Genomic DNA, 20177 nt, shown 5'->3' with positions numbered 1-20177 from the left:
TCAAAGCCCACGCGCGGTCGCGGGTGGGCTTTCGGCCCGGCGGTCGGCGAGCTTCCGGGCGAGGTACCACCGCGTCTCCCGCTTGACTTCCGCGTCGTCGCAGACCCGGCCGCGCTTCGCCAGCAGCTCCCGCATCATCCCCACGCACCCCGCGAACTTCTCCGGCCACACCGCCTCGTACTCGGCGACCAGCTCGTCGTCCGTCTTCTCCTCGGCCGCCGTGGGCGGCTCCACGTCCTCCTCGTCGTCCGCGTCGAACGCCCCGGCCTTCACGGCCGCGTCGAGCGTCTGCTCGCACGCCTTCACCTGGTACAGTGGTGCGAGCGGCGGCAGCACGTCCGGCTCCGGCGGCGGTTCCGCCCCGGCGAGGTCGCGGCCGTGCCGCAGCCGGGTCTTCTCCAGGTCGAAGATGGCGCGGGCGGCGTCGGCGGCCTCGTGCGCGACCGGGCTGGCGAGCTGCCGCTGGTAGTACAGCATGGCGGCCGCGAGCGTGTCGGCCCACACGGCCTGCCGCTCCTTTGGAGTCTGCGGGAGCGGCGGGGCGAGGTGGCGGGCGATGCGGTTGGCGACGGGCGGCGGTGCGGCGGCGGTCATGACGTGGCCTCCGGGTGAAAAGACACCACACTCTACGCCGGTTGGTGAACATATGTCAATGTCGTGGGGCGGAGATTTTTTTGGCAGGAAGATTCGTTTTTGACTAAGTAGCGTGGGATCGTTACCCTAGGGTAACGCACTCGGACGTTGCAAGACGAATGATCGCTTGATTTTTTGGACCAACTAAGATACCCGTAGTCGGCCTCAAGAAAAGGGTGCAACATGCATTACAATGCTCTAAAATCCATCGCCGGTTCGCAGAAGTTACCAATACCATTGCAGACGCCGTCAGAGTCGTTTTATCTGCGAACGGAGAACGTGGAGCCATACATCGAGCCAACCTTCACGAAAGAGGAGTACCCAACAAAAAAGCCGACAATCCTACTGGTCTCTGCCGTTGGCGCATCTGGCAAATCGACAACGGCCCACAAGTTGGCGCATGACACAGGGCTACCGATCCTCGACTTGGCGAAGCACAAGACCGTCGCGGCGAACGCACTCACTGGCATCCTGACCGATGCTTACCCGATTGATAAAGTCGGAGCAGTACTCACAGGACTCCGAAATGGTACACATGGAATCATCATTGACGGTATCGACGAAGGCCGCTCCAAAACGAACGAGCAAGGTTTTGAAGCGTTTCTCGACGACATCATCAAACTGTCTAAGGGGGCCAACTCAACGTCGGTGATCGTGTTCGGGCGGAGTCAAGTGCTGCTCAATGCTTGGTTCTATCTGGCAGACAAAGGGTCCGATGTGGCGCTCATCCGCATCGATCCCTTCGATCTGGAACAGGCGAAGGGGTACATTGACGCCTATGTGCAGCAGAAAAATTCTAATCAGCAACCTCTGTACAAAGAGGCACGCGATGGTGTCCTGAAGAAATTGGGGGCCGCGTTTGCTACTTCTGAAGGTGGAAGCACCGCATTCCTTTCGTTCCTTGGCTACCCGCCAGTGTTAGATGCAATTGCCACACTTCTTCAGACTGAGAAGAATTACCACCGTATCATTCAATCGCTAAGCGAGGGTGCGCATGGCGACCTGGAAGTGGACTTGCTAATCCGCATCGCGGACATGTTATTGCGCCGAGAACACGACGAGAAGGCCGTACCGAATTTCATCAAAGACATCGCCAATAAGGCGGACACGAAGGTCGCGATGCAGCTAGAAGCCACACTGTACGATGAAATTGAACAGTGTGCTCGCGTACTGGCACGCGCGCTGTGTCGCGAGTTCCCGCGGCGCGTGATCGCCGACGCTCCACTAAACGAGGAGTACGAGAAGGCGTTGGCATCCTGGTGTCCCGAACACCCTTTTCTAGACGATAAGCGTATCCGAAACGCCGTGTTCGAGGCTGTCGCCGTCTCGCGCTGTGCCTTGAGCGATGTCCCCGAGTACCAGACGCTCGCCTTCGATTTCGCTGCGGTGAATCGGCCGACGTACCATCTGCTGTATATCATGGCACAACTGGCCGAGAACATCGAAATCAGAGGGCGATACTTCAATATGCTGATTCAGTCGTGTTCGGACTTCACTGGCAGGGGGCACGAGATTGGAATCGAGGTGAATGGGCTGTCATGGGATGAGTCGGACATCCCATCGCAATCTTCGGCCGAACTAGAGGTTTTGGTCACTATTCAAAGCACACAACAGCAACGCGCTTTCAAATTTAAAGGAATGATTTCCGACGCAGACGTAATCCCGCTTGGCCCATTCTTGGCAAATACCACTGTCACTTTGCCATGCGATGTTACCCTGAAGGGTACTCCTGCTCTTGACTGCATGGGGGTTTGTCGGATCGCGTCCAGAAGAATCCAGATTGACGCCCCAGACCTGATCGTTCGTGGGAGCCCAAGCCAGCCGGGATGCAGCGAAGCGGGTTTGTTCCTCGACGTATTGCAAGCTCAAGGACATGTCAACACCGTCACCACCAAAGGCGGAACGATCGAGATTGGGTGCAACGAGCACAATCTCGCGTATCCTCTCGCCAAGTACGCTCAAAAAACTCAGAGGATCAATGCCGACTCCGCTATCGTTCCAAAGTACCGACGCCTTCGGCGTATCCTATTGGAGTTCGCGTCGCATAGCAAAGGCGGACTCGCCAAGTATCGAGACAAGATTGAGCACGAGCGCGTCATGAGGGGTGACATGGGCTGGAGCATCCTCAGACAACTCCTCAAGGAAGACATACTCTATTCAGACACTAAGTTCTATTATGTTAATGCTGATAAGTTGTCAAAAGTGCTCGGTACAACATGGCATGAGCTGCGCCAGTACAAAATAACGAACTCGGCAGCAGCATTCCTTAAAAGGGTACCGTAGTTTTGCTCTGAATACACTAGACCGCCGAACTAGGGGCTGGTGCTCCACAACCCGGCGGACCGGCCGAGTTAAACGCTATGTTGGAGGACCGAAGGATGGTGGACGGCCCGGTGACGGCTCACTTCGGGATCACGTTGAGCGTGTAGTACGCCTCGGCGTGGAGCAGCTCGTCGCCGTGGTACAATGCCGCGAGTCCGAACCCGAGGTGGACCCAGGACGAGTTTCGCCACCGGCCTGCCGCCGGAAGTCGCCGCCATCCCGGCCGCGTGGCGGGAGGACGAGATGGCGTACTGTGCGGCCCAAGCCGCGCTCCCCGGAGTCTCATGACCCCCGCCCCCGATGCCCCGCCTTCGTCCGGGTTCTGGTCGCACCGCCGGCTGTACCGGATCGTGTTCGCGCTCGTCGTCGTCATGCTCGTCCCGGCCCTCGCGTTCGACGACGAGGTGGACGCGTACTTCGGCGGGGAGGAGGGGCTGAACCGGCTGCGGCAGTTCGGCGGCTGGGCGTGGCTGGCCGGGGTCGGGCTGATCGTCGCCGACCTCGTCGCGCCGGTCCCGGCGACGGCGGTGATCGCCGGGCTGGGGATGATCTACGGGCCGGTCCTCGGCGGGCTGATCGGCGGGGCCGGGTCGGCGCTGGCCGGGCTGGTGGCGTACGGTGGCTGCCGTGCGGTCGGGCCGCGGGCGGCCCGGCGGCTGGTCGGGGAGGCCGACCTGGCGCTGCTCCGGCGGTTCTTCGAGCGGTACGGGCTGTGGGCGGTCGCCCTGTCCCGGTGGATGCCGCTGCTGCCGGAGGCGCTGTGCTGCCTGGCCGGGCTGGCCGGGATGCGGGCCGGGCCGTTCGTCGCCGCGCTGGCGTGCGGCAGCTTCGCCATGGGGTTCGCGTTCGGGGCGCTCGGGCAGGCGTACCTGGACCGCCCGGCCGCCGGGCTGCTGGTCAGCGCCGCCGTCCCGCTGGCGGTCTGGCCGCCGGTCCACTACCTGATGCGCCGGCGGCGGCCGGAGGCGTGACGCGGGAGTGGCGAATGGTTTTCGCCCCGAAGGGGCACGACATGTCAGCCCAGGGCAAGGAGCGCAGCGACGCCGCCCTGGGTGAGACCTCCACGGAGGTAAGCCCTGAAAGGGCGACACAGGTTGCGCTGTGCCGCCCTTTCAGGGCTTGTTGTGTTGGGTGGGACGTGTACCCAGGGCGTTGCCCTGGGCTGACATGTTCCGCCCCTTCGGGGCAAAGACCACGTTCACTTCGGGATCGCGTTGAGGGTGTAGTACGCCTCGGCGTGGAGCAGCTCGTCGCCGGCGGCGGACTTCACGTCGTTCAGCTTCAGGTCGTACACCCGGCCGACCCGCCGGCCCGGCACCGACATGCTCACCGTGCGGCCGTCCTGCGACACGCCCAGCACCTCCGGCTTCTCGCCCTGCGTGTCCGTCTCCGGGTAGCCGTACTGGCTCGTGTAGACGTAGGTGAACGACTTCATCGCGTAGGCCGTCGCCTTCTCCACGCTCTTCGGGTCCACCGGCTTCGTGAACGTCAGGTCGAACCCGGCCTTCGTCGCCGTCATCGTCAGCACCTCGAACGGGACCGCGCCGGCGAACGCGATCCGCTGCAGGCCGTAGGGCTTGCCGCCGACCGACCCCCAGCCGCGGTTCGTCTGGCCAACGTACATGCTGCCGTCCGGCCCGAACGCGATCCGGTTCACCCCGCACTGCAGCCCGGCGCGGAACGGGAAGCACGCCCCCTGGTAGACGCCGTCCACCTTCTCCAGCGCCACCCGCATGACCGTCGAGCGGGTCTGGTCGCCGACGAAGCACTGCCCGGCGAACGGCCCGAACTTGCCGCCGGTCGTGTCCCACTTCGGCTCCGTGATCGACTGCCCCATCCGCCCGTAGGGGAACCAGACGCACGGCGGGTCCACCTCCGGCAGGCCCTTCGGCGACGTCTTGCCCGGCGCGGGCTGGCCGTCGTACGTCATGCCGAACGGGACCTTGTCGCTCACCGTCTCGGCGAACGGCGAGTGCTTCACCCACAGGAGGCCGGCCTGGTGGCCGTAGAACTTCCCCTTCTTGACGTGGTGCATCTTGTTCGTGGCCACCCACTCGCCCTGGTTGTCGCAGTAGAACAGCTCGCCGTCCGGGGAGAAGTTGACGCCGTTGGGGGACCGCAGGCCGTAGGCCCACGGTTCCATCTCGCCGGTCTTGCCGTCGATCTTGACGCACCAGCCCCGCCACGGGGCCTTCGCCTGGTGGCCGCCACCGAACCCGACGTTGAGGGTGACGAAGAAGTTGCCGTCCTTGTCGCGGGCCGGGCCGAACGAGAACTCGTGGTAGTCGCCGGACACGCCCCACTTGTCCGAGACGGTGGCGAACTCGTCGGCCGTGCCGTCGCCGTTGCGGTCGGTCAGCTTCGACAACTCCGGCCGCTGGACGACGTAGACGGTCTTGTCGTCCTGCACCCACATGCCGAGGGCCTCGTGCAGGCCGGTGGCGAACCTGCTAAACTTCGGGGCCTGCGACGACGGCTCGTCGATGAGCCAGATTTCGCCGCGGCGGGTGCAGGCGAGCAGCTTGCCGTCCGGCCGGAACGCGAGGCCGCCGACTTCCAGCACGCAATCGGCGGGCGGGGTGAGGGTGGTGACCTTGTAGAACTTGTCCTCGTTCGCGTTGCCGCCGCTGTTGGCCGGGTTGCCGCGGGCGAAGTCGCGGTCGAGCGCCTTGATGACCTGCGGCGGGGCGTAGTCCGGCATCTCCGGGTTGATGTAGACCTTCCACTCGCCGGCGAGCTGGCAGACCTTGAGCAGAAGCTGGTTCTTCCCTTCCTTCACCTTGATGAGCGCGGCGTTCTGGTCTGGCGCGGCCCCGCGCTCGGCGTGCTCGTGCAGGACGCGGTCGCCGAACGAGAAGACGCTGAGGTGGTCGTCGCTGCCGAGCGACAGCGGCAGCCGGGCGTTGACCTTCGAGTCGAACTCGTGCAGGAAATAGACGACGGCGTCCCGCCGCACCTTCGGGAACAGCTTCTGGATGTCGTACAGCTCGCCCGGCCGGAAGTTCGGAGCTTCCTTCCAGCCGAACGTCGCGCCGCGCTTGCCGGTGTACGTTGCCGTCAGGTCCACGACCTTCGCCTTCTCGGGCGGGTACGCGAAGTCGAACCCGGCGTCGCCGGCGTTGTCGAACGGCCCGGCGTAGTACCACTTCCCCTCGAGGTTCGGCACGCCGAAGCTGGCGAGGGTCGCGCGGATGGAGTCGGCGCGGTTGCCCTTCTTGACATACTTCCCGGCGTCCGAGAACGGCGTCGGCGTCTGGGCCGCAGCCGGGACGACAAAGAGGAACAGGACGAGCAACGAACGACCGAGCATAAACGTCCCTCTCAGAATGGCCCGCAGATGACGCAGACTTCGACGCAGATAAAAACCGGATAAGAACCAAAATCATCTTCTGGTTTTATCTTCTTTATCTGCGTCGAAGTCTGCGTCATCTGCGGGCCATTCGGTGGCCTTACAGTTTCTTCCACAGGTTCTGGAACTCGGCGGCGAACGCGGCGATCAGCTTCGGGTCGCCGGTGTCGATCAGGTTCTCCTCGTTCGACTCGGCCGCCCCGCGGGTCCAGTTGTAGCTGCCGTTGAGCAGCCGGACGCCGTCGAAGATCGCGAACTTGTGGTGCATGTGGAACGGCGTCGCGTCCACCTTCAGCGGGACGCCGGCGGCGCGGAGTTGCTGCACGTCCGAGCCGAGGTCGAACGCCTTGTCGTTGTCCGTGATGATTCGCAGCTGCACGCCGCGGCGGTGGGCGTCGAGGATGGATCGCGTGATGCGGTCGTCGGTGATCGTGAACACGCACACGTCCGCGGACCGGCGGGCGGCGGCGAACCGGTGGGTGATCTGCTGCAGGCAGGCCGTCCCCGGCGAGAAGAACGCCTCGGCGGGGGTGGTGGATGCCGCGGGCTGTTGCGGCTCGACCGGCGCGACGACCTTCAGCGTGTCTTCGAGCCATTCGAGGAGCTGCGCCGAATCGAGGGACGCGGACGCGGCGCGGGCGGCGTCGAAGACGGCGTGCCGGACGACGCCGCGGTCCTGCGGCGTGCGGGCGTTCGCGGCCAGCCACTGCGCGAACGCGGCCTTCTCGCCGCCACTGAACTGGCGGTCGGCGATGGATCGCTGGAGGAAGGCTTCGACTTCGGTGAGCGTCATGAGCGGCGGGGGGGCGGGAGGTCAAACCGTTTTGAACAGGTCGTCCCAGTCGGTCGCGTCGAGGATGCGGTCCGCGAGCGATTCGAGCCGGGCGATGTCCGTGATGCCGTCGAGCCGGGCGGTCACGGCCGGGGCGGGCTGCCCGAACCGCTTCGTGCCCTGCCGGAGCAACAAGTTGCGGGCCTCTTCGACCCGGCCCTGGGTGCGGCCGAGTTGGATCGTGTGTTGATACGTCGTCGATTCTTCCATCAACATGTTGAACCTCCGAAAGATCCGCTGCACCTCGTCCGGGTCGAACCGTAGGCCGCACAGGAAGTACGACGAACTCAGCACCGCGCTCGTCAGCGGCTCCGCCACGCTGTCCGCTCGCAACTTGTCGCGGAAGCGGTCGAGGGTTCCATCTAAATCCCGGCTCGCCTCGTTCGTCAAGAGCGCGAGCGGGGCCAGCCCGAGGCCGGCGGTCAGCCAGTAGTCGGTCGGCCGCTCCCAGACCCGTTCCACGTGGTAGTGGAACGTCGTGATCGGCCGGCCGCCGACGCCCACCCGATCATACCGGCCGGTCTGGTCGCTCGCCAGCGCCTTCGGCCGCAACAGCACGAGGACCGTCTCGACCGGCAGGCCGTGCTGGTGGTCGATGAGCGTATTGTACCGGAGCAGGTCGTGCGGAACGCCGAGCCGCGGGTTCGCCTCCAGTTCCAGGTGAAGGATCGCCGGTTGCGGGCCGTTGATGCGGAACACCTTGTCCGCCTGCACGGTCGTGGCTAGGTCGGTGTCGAGCACCTCGCACGGCCCCGGCGGGATGCCGACGAGCCGGCCGAACCCGTTCGCCCAGTCGTCCGGCCGGGCGTCGATCAGCGCGTTCAGCGTCGCGTCGAACGGCTTCGCCATCGCTCACTCCACGACGAGGACCGGCGGGCCGAGTACGTCCAGCTTCGGGCGAACCCCCAGACCCGGAGCGGTCGAGGCGCTCATGCGGCCGTTCGCCCGCCGCGGCGCGCCGTCGGCCGTGCTGACCGTCACGTAGCTGTTGAAGTCGGTCGTCGAGAACAGCAGTTCCGGCGGCGTGCTCTGGGCGACGTGCGCGATCGCGGCCGTCACCACGTCGCCGCCCCAACTGTCCTCCAGCGTCATCGCCACGCCGAGCGACACGCACAGGTCGCGGGCCTGCTTCAGCTTCGAAAGCCCGCCGAGCTTGCTGATCTTCAGGTTCACCACGTCGAACGCCCCGTCGGCGTGGCCGCGGAGCAGCGCCTCCAGCGAGTCGATGTTCTCGTCCATCACGAACGGGTGGTCGGTGTGCCGCCGCACGGACAGGCACTCGTCGTAGGTCTTGCACGGCTGCTCGATATACACGTCCACGTCGCGGACGGCCCGGACGACCCGCATCGCCTCGTGCATCAGCCAGCCGGTGTTCGCGTCGGCGACGAGCCGGTCGCCCGGTTGCAGCACGGCCGCCACGGCCCGGATGCGCGCGACGTCCACGTCCGGGTCGCCGCCGACCTTCAGTTGGAACCGCCGGTAGCCCTCCGCCCGGTACCCGGCGACGCGGCCGGCCATCGCCTCCGGCGACTCCTGCGAGATGGCCCGGTACAGCGGCACGTCGTCGCCGTACCGCCCGCCGAGCAGCACGCACACCGGCAGCCCGGTCGCCTGGCCGAGGACGTCCCAGCAGGCCATGTCGAGGCCGGACTTCACGTAGGGGTGGCCGAGCAGGGCGGCGTCCATCCGGCGGTTGAGCTTCGCGAGGTGCGTCGGGTCTTCGCCGAGCAGGTGCGGGCCGAGTTCGGCGATCCCGGCCCGGACGCCGTTGGCGTAGGCCGGCAGGTAGAACGGTCCGAGCGGGCAGACCTCGCCGTGCCCGGTGATCCCGGCGTCCGTCTCGACGGCGACGATCGTGCTGTCGAACACGGTGACGGCCTTGCCGCCGGACCACTTGTAGCTCCCCTCGACGAGCGGCAGCTCGACCCGGTGGGCGCGGATGCGGGTGATCTTCATGCGACGGGTTCCGAGGGGGAACGGGCGGTGAGGTTCAAGTGTACTGGCAGTGGGTCGAAGATGACGCGGCTGACGAACGACCACGGCAAGAAGTGGGACAACCACCCGACCGCGCTCGCTCTGTGCTTGGCGTACTACAACTACCGACGAGACGAGGCGGACGACGGGCCGAAGTGGAAGGTCACGCCCGCGATGGCATCGGAGCTGATCGATCACGTCTGGGGTGTGGCGGTATTGCTGGAAGGGATCGGCGGCCAAGGGAGTAGAATTTGGGGCCGCGAGGGCCTGACGGTCGTGGCCCCCACCCCCCCAACGGAAGGAGAAAAGATGCAGTACGAAGGAAAGTGCGACAAAAAGTACGAAACTGTCGTTTCCAAGGTCGTGCTCGTTGATAACGACCTTCGCATCTACTTCACTGATAACATAGGCATGGGCACGTTTAGAGGGTGTTCCGAAGACGGTATTCATTTCCAGGGGATATGCGAATACCGACCAGATGAATACGACGTGACAGCAAAGTTTGACCTGCATCGTGGGGAAGACGGACGCATCGAACTAGACGGGAGCTTTGAGCAAAAAATCGACAATGTCAGTCACGTCAAGCCGTGGGTAATCGTGCTCAAACCAATTCCTGGGACGGAAGGGGCCAAGATCGACGACTAAAACTATTAACGCGACCCCAGGGCAGTACCGACTATTCCTTCTCTTCGTGCTTCTCTTCGTCCTTCTCCTTCAGCTTCACGCCGCGCTTCGCGAGCGCTTGCCTCAGCAGGAACTCGATCTGGCCGTTCAGACTCCGGAGGTCCTCGTCGGCCCACCGCTGGACCGCGGCGAGGACCGCGTCGTCGATCCGCAACAAGAACGCTTTTCTCGGCATGACAACATCCAACGCCGTATGGGTTGCAACCACCGTCATCAACCGCCGGGGTTTTCACCCCGAAGGGGTGGGACATGTCAGCCCAGGGCAACGCCCTGGGTACCGCCCCCACCGACACCACAAGCCCTGAAAGGGCGGAAGACTCTTTCGCCCTTTCAGGGCTTCCCTCGGTGACGGTCGTACCCAGGGCGGCGTCGCTGCGCTTCTTGCCCTGGGCTGACATGTCCCACCCCTTCGGGGTGAAAACCCCGTGGGGGCGAAGGTCGCCCTCGGGGTGAAAACGGCCCGACCGCGGGTTGTGACCCGCGGTCGGCTTCGCCGTCAGTTGTACAGCGTCCCGGTGTTCAGCACCGGCTGCGGGACGGAGTGGCCGCACAGCACCACGAGCAGGTTGCTCACCATCGCCGCCCGCCGCTCCGGGTCGAACTCGACGACGCCCTTCTCCTTCAGCAGCTCCAGGGCGTGCTCGACCATGCCGACCGCCCCCTCCACGATCCGCGCCCGGGCCGCGATGATCGCCCCCGCCTGCTGCCGTTGCAGCATCGCCGCCGCGATCTCGGGGGCGTAGGCCAGGTAGCTGATCCGCGATTCCTGAACTTCCACGCCCGCCTGCTGCATCCGGTCCTGCAGCTCCTTCTTCAGCTGCGCCGCGACCTCGTCGATGTGCCCGCGGAGGGAATGCACGTCCGTCTCGGGGGCGTCGTAGCTGTACCGGCTCGCCAGGTTCCGCAGGGCGCTGTCCGCCTGCGTCCGCACGAACGACTCGTAGTCGTCCACCTCGAACACCGCGTGCGTCGGGTTCACCACCTTCCACACCACCACGGCCGCGATGTCGATCGGCGTGCCGTCCTTGTCGTTCACCTTCAACGGCGACCGCGACGACGTGGCCGGGGCCAGCACCTTGCCGGCCGCGTCCTTCACCTCCTCCGTCTTCTCCACCCCGGTCTCGAACGTCCGCACCCGCAGGCTCACGCGGGTCCGCCAGTAGAACGGGTTGCCGTAGTAGAACCCGGTCTCCTTGACTGTGCCGACGTAGTTGCCGAACAGCTGCACGACGCGGGCCTGGTTCGGGCCGTTGACGATGAACCCGAACAGCAGGATGAACCACCCGACCGCCAGCACCCCGGCGACGAACGCCAGCCAGGGCAGTTGAAGGTTGACCGTGAGGGCGATGACCACCGCGATCAGCCCGGCGAGGCAGAACAACCCGAACAGCCCCGCCCACCCGGACATCAGTTTCAGCTCGCGCTCTTGCATGGCTTTCTCCCGTGATTCCGCCCGATATCGTGATGATATCACTTTGGTATCGAGCTGGTCAAGGAGCATTTCGCCGGGTCGGGGCCGGGATTTATGAGAACCGGAACCTTTCTGCCCGATCATGGTTTCATTTCTCATCCCGCCTTCACGCTCTCCGACGGACCCAGGGAGCTTCCCGCGTGCGCCACGCCCGACTGTCGTTGAAACTCGCGGCCGCCGCGTGGGTCGGGGCGATGCTCGTCGCGCCGACGCCGGGGCAGGACAAGCCGAAGAAGGAGAAGCCGCCGAAGGAGAAGCCGCTCGCCAGCAAGGACGAGCAGATCATCTTCGCGGCCGCGAAGCGGACGTTCGCGGTCGAGACGGAGCGCGACCGGTGGCTGAAGGTGATGGATTCGCAGTTCCCCGGCGTCACGGCCGCGGACGGCCGCGGCGAGGTCGATTTCAACCGCTGGTTCGACGCCGTGAGTCAGGGGCAGCCCGCGTGGGCGCTGCCGGGCATCCGCGACAAGTCGGTCAAGGAACTCTACCTCCGCACGGCCCAGCGGCTGGAGGTGGGGAAGCAGCAGCCGATCACGCGGGAGATGTTCCTGGCCTACGCGGGGCAATCGCTGACGGCCGGGAACTCGCCGCCGTGGAAGACGCCGAAGGTCGAGGCCGATCCGTTCGACGATGCAGCGAAGATATTCACGATGCTGGACCGCAACAAGAGCGGCGCGCTGGAACCGGCGGAAACCCCCGAGTCGCTGAAGGCGGCGGCCGGGCAGTTCGACGCGAACGGCAACGGCGTGCTGGAGTACGACGAGTACCGCGAATACTTCCGCGCCCGGATGACGGGTTACCGGGACAACCCGACGGTGCTGTCCGCGGGCCTGCCAACAGCCCCGCCTCCGGAGGAACGGCCGGAAGCCGTGCCGCCGCCGAAGAAGGAGCCGCCGGCGAGCGTGCCGGCGTGGTTCCGCGAGTTGGACGAGGACCGCGACGGGCAGGTCGGGCTGTACGAGTGGCGGGCTGTCGGCCAGCGGCCGCTGGAGGAGTTCGCCGAGGTGGACCGCGACGGGGACGGGCTGTTCACGCCGTTCGAGTTGAAGTGCCTGATGAAGCAGGAGCCGGCGTCGCCGTACTTGAAGAAGAGCCTGCCGTCGCTGCCGTCGAAGTTCCTCGCCCGCCGGCGGTGACGCCACTTCTCTTCTTCGTCCAAGCGTCGAGTTCGCAGCGGCATAGTAGTAGGCACACTCCGTGTGCCGTCTGCTGTCGGTCGCAGCGACCTTATGTAGGTTTCCGCGGCACTCAGCAGACGGCACACGGAGTGTGCCTACTACTATGGCCCGGCCGCCGGAGGCCGCTCAAGATTTCCGGACGCACGAACCCTCCAGCAGCTCGACGCGGCGGGTGGATGCATTTCCCCTGCGATTTCCAGTCTTCTCGCGTAGAATACCCCGATTCCGTCGCACCCTCGGGGACCCCGCTTCATGGCCGCATCGCGCTTCGTCGTCGGCATCGACCTCGGCACGACCAACTCCGCCCTCGCCTACGTGGACACCGGGGCCGGCGACGCCGCGAAGGTCAAAGGCTTCGCCATCCCGCAGGTCGTGAACCCCGGCGTCGTCGAGGAGCGATCCCTGCTGCCGTCATTCCTGTACCTGCCCGGCGACGGGGAGCAGCCGGCCGGCGCGATGAAACTGCCGTGGGACGCCAACCGCGACTTCGCCGTCGGCGAGTTCGCCCGGAACTTCGGCTCGCAAGTCCCGACCCGATTGGTGGCGTCCGCGAAGTCGTGGCTCGGCCACGCCGGGGTGGATCGGAAGTCGCCGATCCTGCCGTTCCGCGCCCCGGAGGGCGGAAAGAAGGTGTCGCCGCTCGAAGCCAGCACGCGCTACCTGAAGCACATCGCCGAGGCGTGGAACGCAACGATGGCGAAGTCGCCGGACCACCGGCTGGAGCTGCAGGAGATCGTGCTGACCGTACCGGCGTCGTTCGACGCGATGGCCCGCGACCTGACCGTCGAGGCGGCGAAGGCGGCCGGGTTCGAGCACCTCACGCTGCTCGAGGAGCCGCAGGCGGCGTTCTACTCGTGGCTCGATTCGCTCGGCGACAACTGGCGGAAGGACGTGCAGGTCGGCGAGCTGATCCTCGTCGCGGACGTGGGCGGCGGCACGACCGACTTCACGCTCATCGAGGTCGGCGAGGAGGGCGGCAACCTGTCGCTCACGCGGCTGGCCGTCGGCGACCACCTGCTGCTCGGCGGCGACAACATGGACCTGGCGCTCGCACACACGGCGGCCGCGGCCCTCGGGAAGCAGGGGACGAAGCTCGACGCGAACCAGATGCTGCAGCTCACCTACGGCTGCCGGGCGGCGAAGGAGCTGCTCCTGTCCGACGCGACGAAGCAATCCGCGCCGGTCACCGTCCTCGGCAAGGGGCGCTCCGTCATCGGCGGTTCCATCAAGTACGACCTGCCGCGTGCCGACGTGGAGAGGGTGCTGATCGACGGCTTCCTCCCCGAGTGCCCGAAGGACACGGAACCGGCGCGGGCGCGGGCCGGCGGCCTTCAGGAACTGGGGCTGCCCTACGTCGCCGACGCGGGCATCACCCGCCACCTGGCGCACTTCTTAAACCGCCAGTCCGAGGCACTCGCGAGCCGCGAGAAGCCGTCGAAGAAGAAAAAGGGCGACGCGGCCGCGCTGCCGTCGGCCGTGCTGTTCAACGGCGGCGTGTTCAAGTCCGACGGCTTGCGGGACCGGCTGATGCACGTCCTGAACGCGTGGGCGAAGGCGGCGAAGGCCGACGCCGTCCGCACGCTCGCCGGCGCAGACCTGGATCAAGCCGTCGCGAAGGGCGCGGCGTACTACGGCCTCGTCCGCCGCGGCAAGGGCATCCGCATCCGCGGCGGCACGGCCCGAGCCTACTACATCGGCGTCGAGACGGCCGCCCCCGCCGTCCCCGGCCTCGCGCCGCCGATCAAGGCGCTGTGCGTCGCCCCGTTCGGCATGGAGGAGGGGACGGAGGCGGACCTGCCGAAGCAGGAGTTCGGCCTCGTCGTCGGCGAGGAGGCGGAGTTCCGATTCCTGGGTTCCACTATCCGCCGCGAGGACAAGGCCGGCGCGGTCGTCGAGGAGTGGGAGGAGCAGATCGAGGAGCTGACGCCGATGCGGGTGACGCTCGACGGCAAGGGCCGGGCCGTCGTGCCGGTGCATTTGCACAGCAAGGTGACCGAGGTGGGCCAGCTCGAAATCTGGTGCCACAGCCGCGACGGGAAGCAGCGGTGGAAGCTCGAATTCAACGTGCGGGAGAGGGCGTGACCGTTTAGCGTGCGACCCAACGGGGCGCACGCTATACTAACGCCCGCCTCTTCCACCCTCTCGAGACGAATCATGTCGCATCTCCCGACCCGCCGCGCGGCCCTCGCCACAGCCGCTGCCCTCGCACCCAATCTTCTCCTCGCCCGCGACGAAGCCAAACCGAAGATCGCGCTCGTCGGCTGCGGCGGCCGCGGGCGGGGCATCCTGAAGGACGCCGCCCGGTTCGGCGAGGTCGTCGCCGTCTGCGACGTGGACACGAAGAACTCCGCCGAAGCGAAGAAGGCGCACCCGGCGGCCGAGGTGTACGCCGACTTCCGCAAGGTCATCGACCGCAAGGACGTGGCGATCGTCCTCAACGGCACGCCGGACCACTGGCACACCCTCGTCAACCTCGCCGCGCTACGGGCCGGCAAGGACGTGTACAGCGAGAAGCCGCTGACGCTGACCATCGACGAGGGGAAGCGGCTCGTCGCCGCCGTGAAGCAGACCGGCCGCGTGCTCCAGACCGGCAGCCAGCAGCGGAGCGACGCGAAGTTCCGGCTCGCCTGCGAGGTCGTCCGCAACAACCGCCTCGGCAAGCTCACGCAGATCACGACGGTCCTCCCGGCCGGTCCCGCGAAGGGGCCGTTCAAGGCGTCGCCGCCGCCGAGTACGCTGGATTGGAACACGTGGCAGGGGCAGGCCCCGGAGGCGGAGTACGTGCCGGAGCGGTGCCACCTCTGGTTCCGGTTCTGGCGGGAGTACAGCGGCGGCACGATCACCGACTGGGGCGCGCACCACAACGACATCGCGCTGTGGGCGATGGGCCTGGACCGCAGCGGCCCGCAAACCATCGAGGGCCGCGTCCTGGTGAAGCCGGTCGAGGGCGGGTTCACGACGCCGCCGGAGTACGAGGTCGATTACACCTACGCGAACGGCGTGAAGCACCGCTGCCAGACGACGACGACGCACAGCATCTTCGGGGCGCAGCTCCGCGAGCCGAAGGCCGGCGAGACGGGCATCGGCATCAAGTTCGAGGGGCCGGACGGCTGGCTGTTCGTGACCCGCGGCAAGATCGAGGCGAGCAAGCCGGAGATCCTGAAGGACGCCTTCGCGACGGGCGACGTGCGGCTGCCGGTGAGCAACGACCACATGGCGAACTTCTTCGAGGCGGTGAAGACGCGGAAGCCCCCGATCTGCGACGTGGAGGTCGGCCACCGGTCGGCGTCGCTGTGCCACCTCGGCGGCATCGCGCTGCGGCTCGGCCGCAAGCTGACGTGGGACGCGGCGACGGAGGCGTTCGTCAACGACAAGGACGCGGACACGCACCTGGCCCGCGAGCAGCGGAAGCCGTGGACGTATGAGAGCGTGTAAGACCGGTTAGCGGGCGACCCATCGGATCGCCCGCTAACCGCTGGTTTCACATCGCCATCGTCACCGTTTTCACCTCCGTGTACATGTTCAGCGCGTACTCGCCGAGCTCGCGGCCGATGCCGCTCATCTTGAACCCGCCGAACGGCGCGGCCGCGTCGAACACGTCGTAACAGTTCACCCACACCGTCCCCGCCTTCAGCCGGTGCGCCAGGGCGTGCGCCTTCTTCACGTCCTTCGTCCACACCGCCGCGGCGAGGCCGTACAGCGTCCGGTTGCCGCGGTCGATCACCTCGTCGATGTCCTTGAACTTCAGGATGCTCATGACCGGGCCGAAGATCTCCTCCTGCGCGATCTTCATCCCGTCCTGCACGTCCGCGAACACCGTCGGCTCTACAAAGTAGCCGTTGCCGCCGGCCCGCCCGCCGCCGGTGAGGAGCTTCGCCCCGTCCTTCTTGCCGTGCTCGATGTACCCGAGGATGCGGTCCATCTGCTCCTGGCTCACCTGCGGGCCTTGCTCCGTCGCCGGGTCGAACGGGTCGCCGACCCGGCGGGCCTTCGTCTTCGCGCTGATCTTGTGGACGAACTCGTCGTACACCTTCTCCTCCACGAAGAGGCGGCTGCCGGCCACGCAACACTGCCCCTGGTTGAAGAACAGGCCGAAGTACGCCCCTTCGATGGCCGCGTCCAGGTCGGCGTCCGCGAACACCACGTTCGGCGACTTCCCGCCGAGTTCCAGGCTGACCCGCTTCAGGTTGCTGTTCGCCGCGGCGGTCATCACGATCTTGCCGGTGGACGTTTCGCCGGTGAACGCGATCTTGTCCACGTCCATGTGCGAGGAGAGCGCCGCCCCGGCCGTCGGGCCGTAGCCGGGGACGACGTTGACGACGCCGTCCGGGAACCCGACCTCCTGCGCGAGCTGCGCGATTCGCAGGGCGGTCAGCGGCGTTTGCTCGGCCGGCTTCAGCACGAGGGCGTTGCCGCACGCCAGCGCCGGCCCCCACTTCCAGGCTTGCATCAGGAGCGGGAAGTTCCACGGGATGATCTGCCCGACGACGCCGACGGGTTCGTGCCGGGTGTAGCAGAAGTAGTTGCCGTCCACCGGGATCGTCTTACCGGTGACCTTGTCCGCCCACCCCGCGTAGTACCGATAGCACTGGATCGTCAGCGGCAGGTCGGCGGCGAGCGAGTCGGCGATCGGCTTGCCGTTGTCGAGCGTTTCGAGGGCGGCCAGCTCGTTGACGTTCTTCTCGACGGCGTCGGCGAGCTTGTTCATCAGCCGGCCGCGCTCGGACGCGTTCATCCGGCCCCACGGCCCGTCCATCGCCTTGCGGGCGGCCTTCACCGCGAGGTCGATGTCCGCCTTGTCCCCCTCGGCCACCTGACAGATCGTCTCGCCGGTGGACGGGTTGACGGTCGGGAACGACTTGCCGGACGCGGCCTCGACCCACTTGCCGCCGACGAGCATCTTTTGATTGGCGACTTTCGGGGCGGTGAGTTTCGGGCGCGGGGCGGTGGCGGTCGCGGACATGGGAGAGGCCCTCGGTTGGGGAGATGGGTGGTGGATTAATATAGCCGCCGGCTTGCCGGCGGGGTTCTGGGGATTGCAAAACCCCGCCGGCAAGCCGGCGGCTATATTCTGGTGACTTCTGCACGCAATCGGGTATCCTCAACTTCCCGCCGCGTGTCCCTTTCCCCAATGGAGACTCCCCGATGGTCCGCACGTTCCTGTCCCTCGCCGCCCTGACGGTCGGCGTCGGCACGATCCTCGCCCAGGCCGAGAAGCCGAAGGCGCGAACCGAGAAGAAGCCGGAGACGAAAGCGAAGCAGCCGGAGAAGAAGGCCCCGCCGGTCCGCCCGACGCCGACGGCCGCCGACGTGTCCTACGGCGACCACCCGCGGCAGAAGTTCGACTTTTGGCAGGCGAAGTCCGACAAGCCGACGCCGCTGGTCGTCATGATCCACGGCGGCGGGTGGGTCAACGGCGACAAGAACTCCTACGGCACGACCGCCATCAAGCCGTTCTTGGACGCCGGGATTTCGGTCGCGTCCGTGAACTACCGGTTCATCCAGCACGCGATGGAGCAGAAGGTCGAGCCGCCGGTGAAGGCCCCGCTTCACGACGCCGCCCGCGCCATCCAGGTGATGCGGTCGAAGGCGAAGGAGTGGAACCTCGACAAGACCCGCGTGGGCGCGACCGGCGGGTCGGCCGGGGCGTGTACGTCGTTGTGGCTGGCGCTGCACGACGACCTCGCGGACCCCAAGAGCGACGACCCGGTCGCCCGCGAATCGACCCGGCTGACGTGCGCGGCCGTGAACGGCGCGCAAACGTCACTCGACCCGAAGCAACTCCGCGAATGGATGCCGAACGCCAATTACGGCGGGCACGCCTTCGGCTACCGGGCCGAGGGCCGGCCGCGGCCGGGCGAGTTCGAGGAGGCGCTGAAGAACCGCGACACGATCATGCCGTGGATCAAGGAGTATTCGCCGATCGAGCTGGTGACGAAGGACGACGCGCCGGTGTTCCTGAGCTACGCGTCGCAGGACGTGCCGGTCGAGGTCGGGCAGAGGCCGAAGGACCCGACGCACGCGGCGATCTACGGCGTGAAGCTGGCCGAGGTGATGCAGAAGGCCGGCGTCGAGGCCGAGGTGTCGTGGCCGGAGAAGAAGTCGGCGAAGTACACGGGCATCAACGACTTCTTGATTCAGAAGCTGACCGCGAAGTGATTGGGCGCGAAAGCCCCGGCACGACCGTGCCGGGGCTTTCGCGCACGTTATGCCGCACGCCGCAGCGGAAGACTCTCTTCGACGCGATCCGCGTTCCCCTCCGCGTCCCGTAGTCGCCGTTCGATCTCGCCGGCCAGTTCCGCGTCCTCCCGCTCGTCTTCTTCGACCGACACGTCGCCCCCGAGCATCGCCTGCGCCAGCGCGTTCGCTTCGGCCGGCCGGTCGGCGTGGTAGAACGCCCGCCGCAGCCCGGCGGCGGCGAACGGCCGCACCCGCGGCACGAGTGACACCACGGTGTCAGTTCCCAACTCGTCGAGCGCCCGCAGCGGCGGGCGGCCGGTCACCGCGCGGCCCACGTCGTCGATTAACTCGATGGGAAAGCCGTCCGCAACGAGCCGCACGGCCTCGTCCGCCACGGCCGCGAACCGCGCCCGCGCCGGCAGCCGCGGTGAGTCCGGCACGACCGCCGGCGCGAACCCGGCGCTCGCGAACAACTCGGCGATGGCCGCGGTAGCCGATCCCGGCGTGAGTTCGACGGCGGGCGAGTCCGCGAACAGCGGGAACCCGACGCGGACCGGCCGGGCGTGCGGCCGCAGCGTGGCCCGCACGACGGCAAACGGGTCGGCGGATTCGGCCTCGAAAATCAGGTTCCCGCGGCCCTCGGTTTTGACGCGGGTGCGGGCCTGCTCGCGCTCCAGCGGCGTCGCCCGGCCGCGGAGCAGTGGTCCCGTCAGCCGTTCGCCGATGGCTTCCGGGTCGTCCGTGACGACCGTGCCGCCGCGGAGGACATACTCGACGGCGAACGGCACGGCCTGCGGACACCCGCGGAGTTCGACGACCAGCCCGCGGCGCAAGCAAGGGGAAGCGGCTCCGGCCACGCTCACCGATGGGGCCGTCACGAACGCTTCCAACTCCGCCGCGTCGAGCCGTAGGCGTCGCCGCCAGCCGAGCCACGGGCGTCGCCGCTTCCGCGGGCGGTCCTCCAGCCGGTCGAGCCACGTCCGCAGTTCGATCTTCGCCCGCCGCTGACAGAAGGCGTGATCGACCAGGCCAATGGCCTTCGCCTCCCGCGCCGTCACCGTGCCGACGGTGCGCGCCCCGACGAGTTCGCGCAGCCGGGCCGTGCCGCCCCAGCACGGGGAGTCGCCGAGCGCGAGCCACGCGTCCGGCGTGGCGACGGCTAGCCGGTAGTCGCACGCCAGCGCCAGCTCCAGGCCCGGCCCGGCGCACGGCCCCTCGATGAACGCGAGCGTCGGGATCGGCAACTCTTCCAGTTCGCGGAGGACGCGGCGGCCCGCGTGTGCGAATTCGTACCGGTCGTCGAGGAACGGCGTGGCGACGGCGAAGCCGGTCGGCCTCGCACTGCGGACGACGAGGATTTCGAGGAACGGGTCGTCCCGCACGGCCGCGACGGCCCGGCCGACGTCCGCGACGGTGGCCCCGTTCAGCCACAGCGTCGCGATTCGGCCGTCGGCCTCGACCCAGGCGGTGTGCGTCTCGAGCAGCATCGCCCGGCATGGTCGCGAAATTCGCGGGCGGGCGTCAAGGCCACGTACCCCCGCTGCCCCCCGGACC

At 66.9% G+C, this 20177-nt stretch carries 16 protein-coding genes; 7 read left to right on the top strand and 9 right to left on the bottom strand.

Annotated features, from left to right (window positions below; translation table 11 throughout):
- On the bottom strand, positions 1 to 594 hold the full coding sequence (locus AC5JJ2_RS16075) for a hypothetical protein (protein WP_495859027.1): 594 nt from the start codon (positions 592 to 594) through the stop codon (positions 1 to 3).
- A 222-nt stretch (positions 595 to 816) separates the two neighbouring features.
- Between AC5JJ2_RS16075 and AC5JJ2_RS16070 the strand changes: the two genes are divergently transcribed.
- Positions 817 to 2916 carry a hypothetical protein gene (locus tag AC5JJ2_RS16070; RefSeq protein WP_495859026.1) on the top strand — a complete coding sequence of 700 codons (2100 nt, stop codon included), beginning with the start codon at positions 817 to 819 and terminating at the stop codon, positions 2914 to 2916.
- A 323-nt stretch (positions 2917 to 3239) separates the two neighbouring features.
- Entirely contained in the window at positions 3240 to 3926 is a 687-nt protein-coding gene (locus AC5JJ2_RS16065; RefSeq protein ID WP_495859025.1) for a TVP38/TMEM64 family protein, read from the top strand.
- 227 nt (positions 3927 to 4153) lie between these two features.
- Here the strand turns inward: AC5JJ2_RS16065 and AC5JJ2_RS16060 are convergent, their stop codons facing one another.
- The 4 genes from AC5JJ2_RS16060 to AC5JJ2_RS16045 all read right to left on the bottom strand — a co-directional run bounded on the left by AC5JJ2_RS16060 (position 4154) and on the right by AC5JJ2_RS16045 (position 9092).
- Complete coding sequence (locus tag AC5JJ2_RS16060) at positions 4154 to 6265, bottom strand: DUF7133 domain-containing protein (RefSeq protein ID WP_495859024.1); 2112 nt, start codon at positions 6263 to 6265, stop codon at positions 4154 to 4156.
- A 139-nt stretch (positions 6266 to 6404) separates the two neighbouring features.
- Positions 6405 to 7097, bottom strand: a complete 693-nt coding sequence (locus tag AC5JJ2_RS16055) for a phospholipase D-like domain-containing protein (RefSeq protein ID WP_495859023.1) — start codon at positions 7095 to 7097, stop codon at positions 6405 to 6407.
- Positions 7098 to 7118: 21 nt separating this feature from the next.
- Entirely contained in the window at positions 7119 to 7985 is an 867-nt protein-coding gene (locus tag AC5JJ2_RS16050; RefSeq protein ID WP_495859022.1) for a DUF4351 domain-containing protein, read from the bottom strand.
- A gap of 3 nt (positions 7986 to 7988) precedes the next feature.
- Positions 7989 to 9092, bottom strand: coding sequence for a cis-3-hydroxy-L-proline dehydratase (locus tag AC5JJ2_RS16045; protein WP_495859021.1), 1104 nt, complete (start codon positions 9090 to 9092; stop codon positions 7989 to 7991).
- Positions 9093 to 9152: 60 nt separating this feature from the next.
- Here AC5JJ2_RS16045 and AC5JJ2_RS16040 point away from each other — a divergent pair, with 60 nt between their 5' ends.
- Positions 9153 to 9755 (top strand): hypothetical protein, encoded by a 603-nt coding sequence (locus AC5JJ2_RS16040; protein ID WP_495859020.1) that lies wholly within the window; start codon positions 9153 to 9155, stop codon positions 9753 to 9755.
- A gap of 31 nt (positions 9756 to 9786) precedes the next feature.
- Here the strand turns inward: AC5JJ2_RS16040 and AC5JJ2_RS16035 are convergent, their stop codons facing one another.
- The gene (locus tag AC5JJ2_RS16035; RefSeq protein ID WP_495859019.1) at positions 9787 to 9969 is read right to left on the bottom strand and encodes a type II toxin-antitoxin system antitoxin; all 183 of its coding nucleotides are present in this window, start codon (positions 9967 to 9969) and stop codon (positions 9787 to 9789) included.
- A 321-nt stretch (positions 9970 to 10290) separates the two neighbouring features.
- Complete coding sequence (locus AC5JJ2_RS16030; protein ID WP_495859018.1) at positions 10291 to 11226, bottom strand: SPFH domain-containing protein; 936 nt, start codon at positions 11224 to 11226, stop codon at positions 10291 to 10293.
- A 179-nt stretch (positions 11227 to 11405) separates the two neighbouring features.
- On the opposite strand from AC5JJ2_RS16030, the gene AC5JJ2_RS16025 reads away from it, so the two are divergent.
- The 3 genes from AC5JJ2_RS16025 to AC5JJ2_RS16015 all read left to right on the top strand — a co-directional run bounded on the left by AC5JJ2_RS16025 (position 11406) and on the right by AC5JJ2_RS16015 (position 15878).
- Positions 11406 to 12401: an EF-hand domain-containing protein gene (locus AC5JJ2_RS16025; RefSeq protein WP_495859017.1), complete on the top strand. Its 996-nt coding sequence runs from the start codon at positions 11406 to 11408 to the stop codon at positions 12399 to 12401.
- A gap of 294 nt (positions 12402 to 12695) precedes the next feature.
- Positions 12696 to 14525: an Hsp70 family protein gene (locus tag AC5JJ2_RS16020; protein WP_495859016.1), complete on the top strand. Its 1830-nt coding sequence runs from the start codon at positions 12696 to 12698 to the stop codon at positions 14523 to 14525.
- 72 nt (positions 14526 to 14597) lie between these two features.
- On the top strand, positions 14598 to 15878 hold the full coding sequence (locus AC5JJ2_RS16015) for a Gfo/Idh/MocA family protein (protein ID WP_495859015.1): 1281 nt from the start codon (positions 14598 to 14600) through the stop codon (positions 15876 to 15878).
- Positions 15879 to 15924: 46 nt separating this feature from the next.
- Here AC5JJ2_RS16015 and AC5JJ2_RS16010 read toward each other — a convergent pair whose 3' ends face one another.
- Positions 15925 to 17406 carry an aldehyde dehydrogenase family protein gene (locus tag AC5JJ2_RS16010; protein ID WP_495859014.1) on the bottom strand — a complete coding sequence of 494 codons (1482 nt, stop codon included), beginning with the start codon at positions 17404 to 17406 and terminating at the stop codon, positions 15925 to 15927.
- Between the two features lie 182 nt (positions 17407 to 17588).
- On the opposite strand from AC5JJ2_RS16010, the gene AC5JJ2_RS16005 reads away from it, so the two are divergent.
- Positions 17589 to 18602 carry an alpha/beta hydrolase family protein gene (locus AC5JJ2_RS16005; protein ID WP_495859013.1) on the top strand — a complete coding sequence of 338 codons (1014 nt, stop codon included), beginning with the start codon at positions 17589 to 17591 and terminating at the stop codon, positions 18600 to 18602.
- Positions 18603 to 18649: 47 nt separating this feature from the next.
- On the opposite strand, the gene AC5JJ2_RS16000 is transcribed toward AC5JJ2_RS16005, so the two are convergent.
- Positions 18650 to 20110, bottom strand: a complete 1461-nt coding sequence (locus AC5JJ2_RS16000) for an enoyl-CoA hydratase-related protein (RefSeq protein WP_495859012.1) — start codon at positions 20108 to 20110, stop codon at positions 18650 to 18652.
- Positions 20111 to 20177 lie beyond the last annotated feature (67 nt).

The organism is Limnoglobus sp. (assembly GCF_059499385.1).
Note: the sequence above shows the minus strand (reverse complement) of the source record. Positions and strands in the feature narration are given on the sequence as shown.

What these genes read in the sequence shown, in the direction of transcription:
- AC5JJ2_RS16015 (WP_495859015.1), top strand. Translation starts at nt 14,598, where the DNA reads ATGTCGCATCTCCCGACCCGCCGCGCGGCCCTCGCCACAGCCGCTGCC.
- AC5JJ2_RS16030 (WP_495859018.1), bottom strand. Translation starts at nt 11,226, where the DNA reads ATGCAAGAGCGCGAGCTGAAACTGATGTCCGGGTGGGCGGGGCTGTTC.
- AC5JJ2_RS16035 (WP_495859019.1), bottom strand. Translation starts at nt 9,969, where the DNA reads ATGCCGAGAAAAGCGTTCTTGTTGCGGATCGACGACGCGGTCCTCGCC.
- AC5JJ2_RS16070 (WP_495859026.1), top strand. Translation starts at nt 817, where the DNA reads ATGCATTACAATGCTCTAAAATCCATCGCCGGTTCGCAGAAGTTACCA.
- AC5JJ2_RS16045 (WP_495859021.1), bottom strand. Translation starts at nt 9,092, where the DNA reads ATGAAGATCACCCGCATCCGCGCCCACCGGGTCGAGCTGCCGCTCGTC.
- AC5JJ2_RS16000 (WP_495859012.1), bottom strand. Translation starts at nt 20,110, where the DNA reads ATGCTGCTCGAGACGCACACCGCCTGGGTCGAGGCCGACGGCCGAATC.
- AC5JJ2_RS16075 (WP_495859027.1), bottom strand. Translation starts at nt 594, where the DNA reads ATGACCGCCGCCGCACCGCCGCCCGTCGCCAACCGCATCGCCCGCCAC.
- AC5JJ2_RS16040 (WP_495859020.1), top strand. Translation starts at nt 9,153, where the DNA reads ATGACGCGGCTGACGAACGACCACGGCAAGAAGTGGGACAACCACCCG.
- AC5JJ2_RS16020 (WP_495859016.1), top strand. Translation starts at nt 12,696, where the DNA reads ATGGCCGCATCGCGCTTCGTCGTCGGCATCGACCTCGGCACGACCAAC.
- AC5JJ2_RS16010 (WP_495859014.1), bottom strand. Translation starts at nt 17,406, where the DNA reads ATGTCCGCGACCGCCACCGCCCCGCGCCCGAAACTCACCGCCCCGAAA.
- AC5JJ2_RS16060 (WP_495859024.1), bottom strand. Translation starts at nt 6,265, where the DNA reads ATGCTCGGTCGTTCGTTGCTCGTCCTGTTCCTCTTTGTCGTCCCGGCT.
- AC5JJ2_RS16065 (WP_495859025.1), top strand. Translation starts at nt 3,240, where the DNA reads ATGACCCCCGCCCCCGATGCCCCGCCTTCGTCCGGGTTCTGGTCGCAC.
- AC5JJ2_RS16055 (WP_495859023.1), bottom strand. Translation starts at nt 7,097, where the DNA reads ATGACGCTCACCGAAGTCGAAGCCTTCCTCCAGCGATCCATCGCCGAC.
- AC5JJ2_RS16005 (WP_495859013.1), top strand. Translation starts at nt 17,589, where the DNA reads ATGGTCCGCACGTTCCTGTCCCTCGCCGCCCTGACGGTCGGCGTCGGC.
- AC5JJ2_RS16050 (WP_495859022.1), bottom strand. Translation starts at nt 7,985, where the DNA reads ATGGCGAAGCCGTTCGACGCGACGCTGAACGCGCTGATCGACGCCCGG.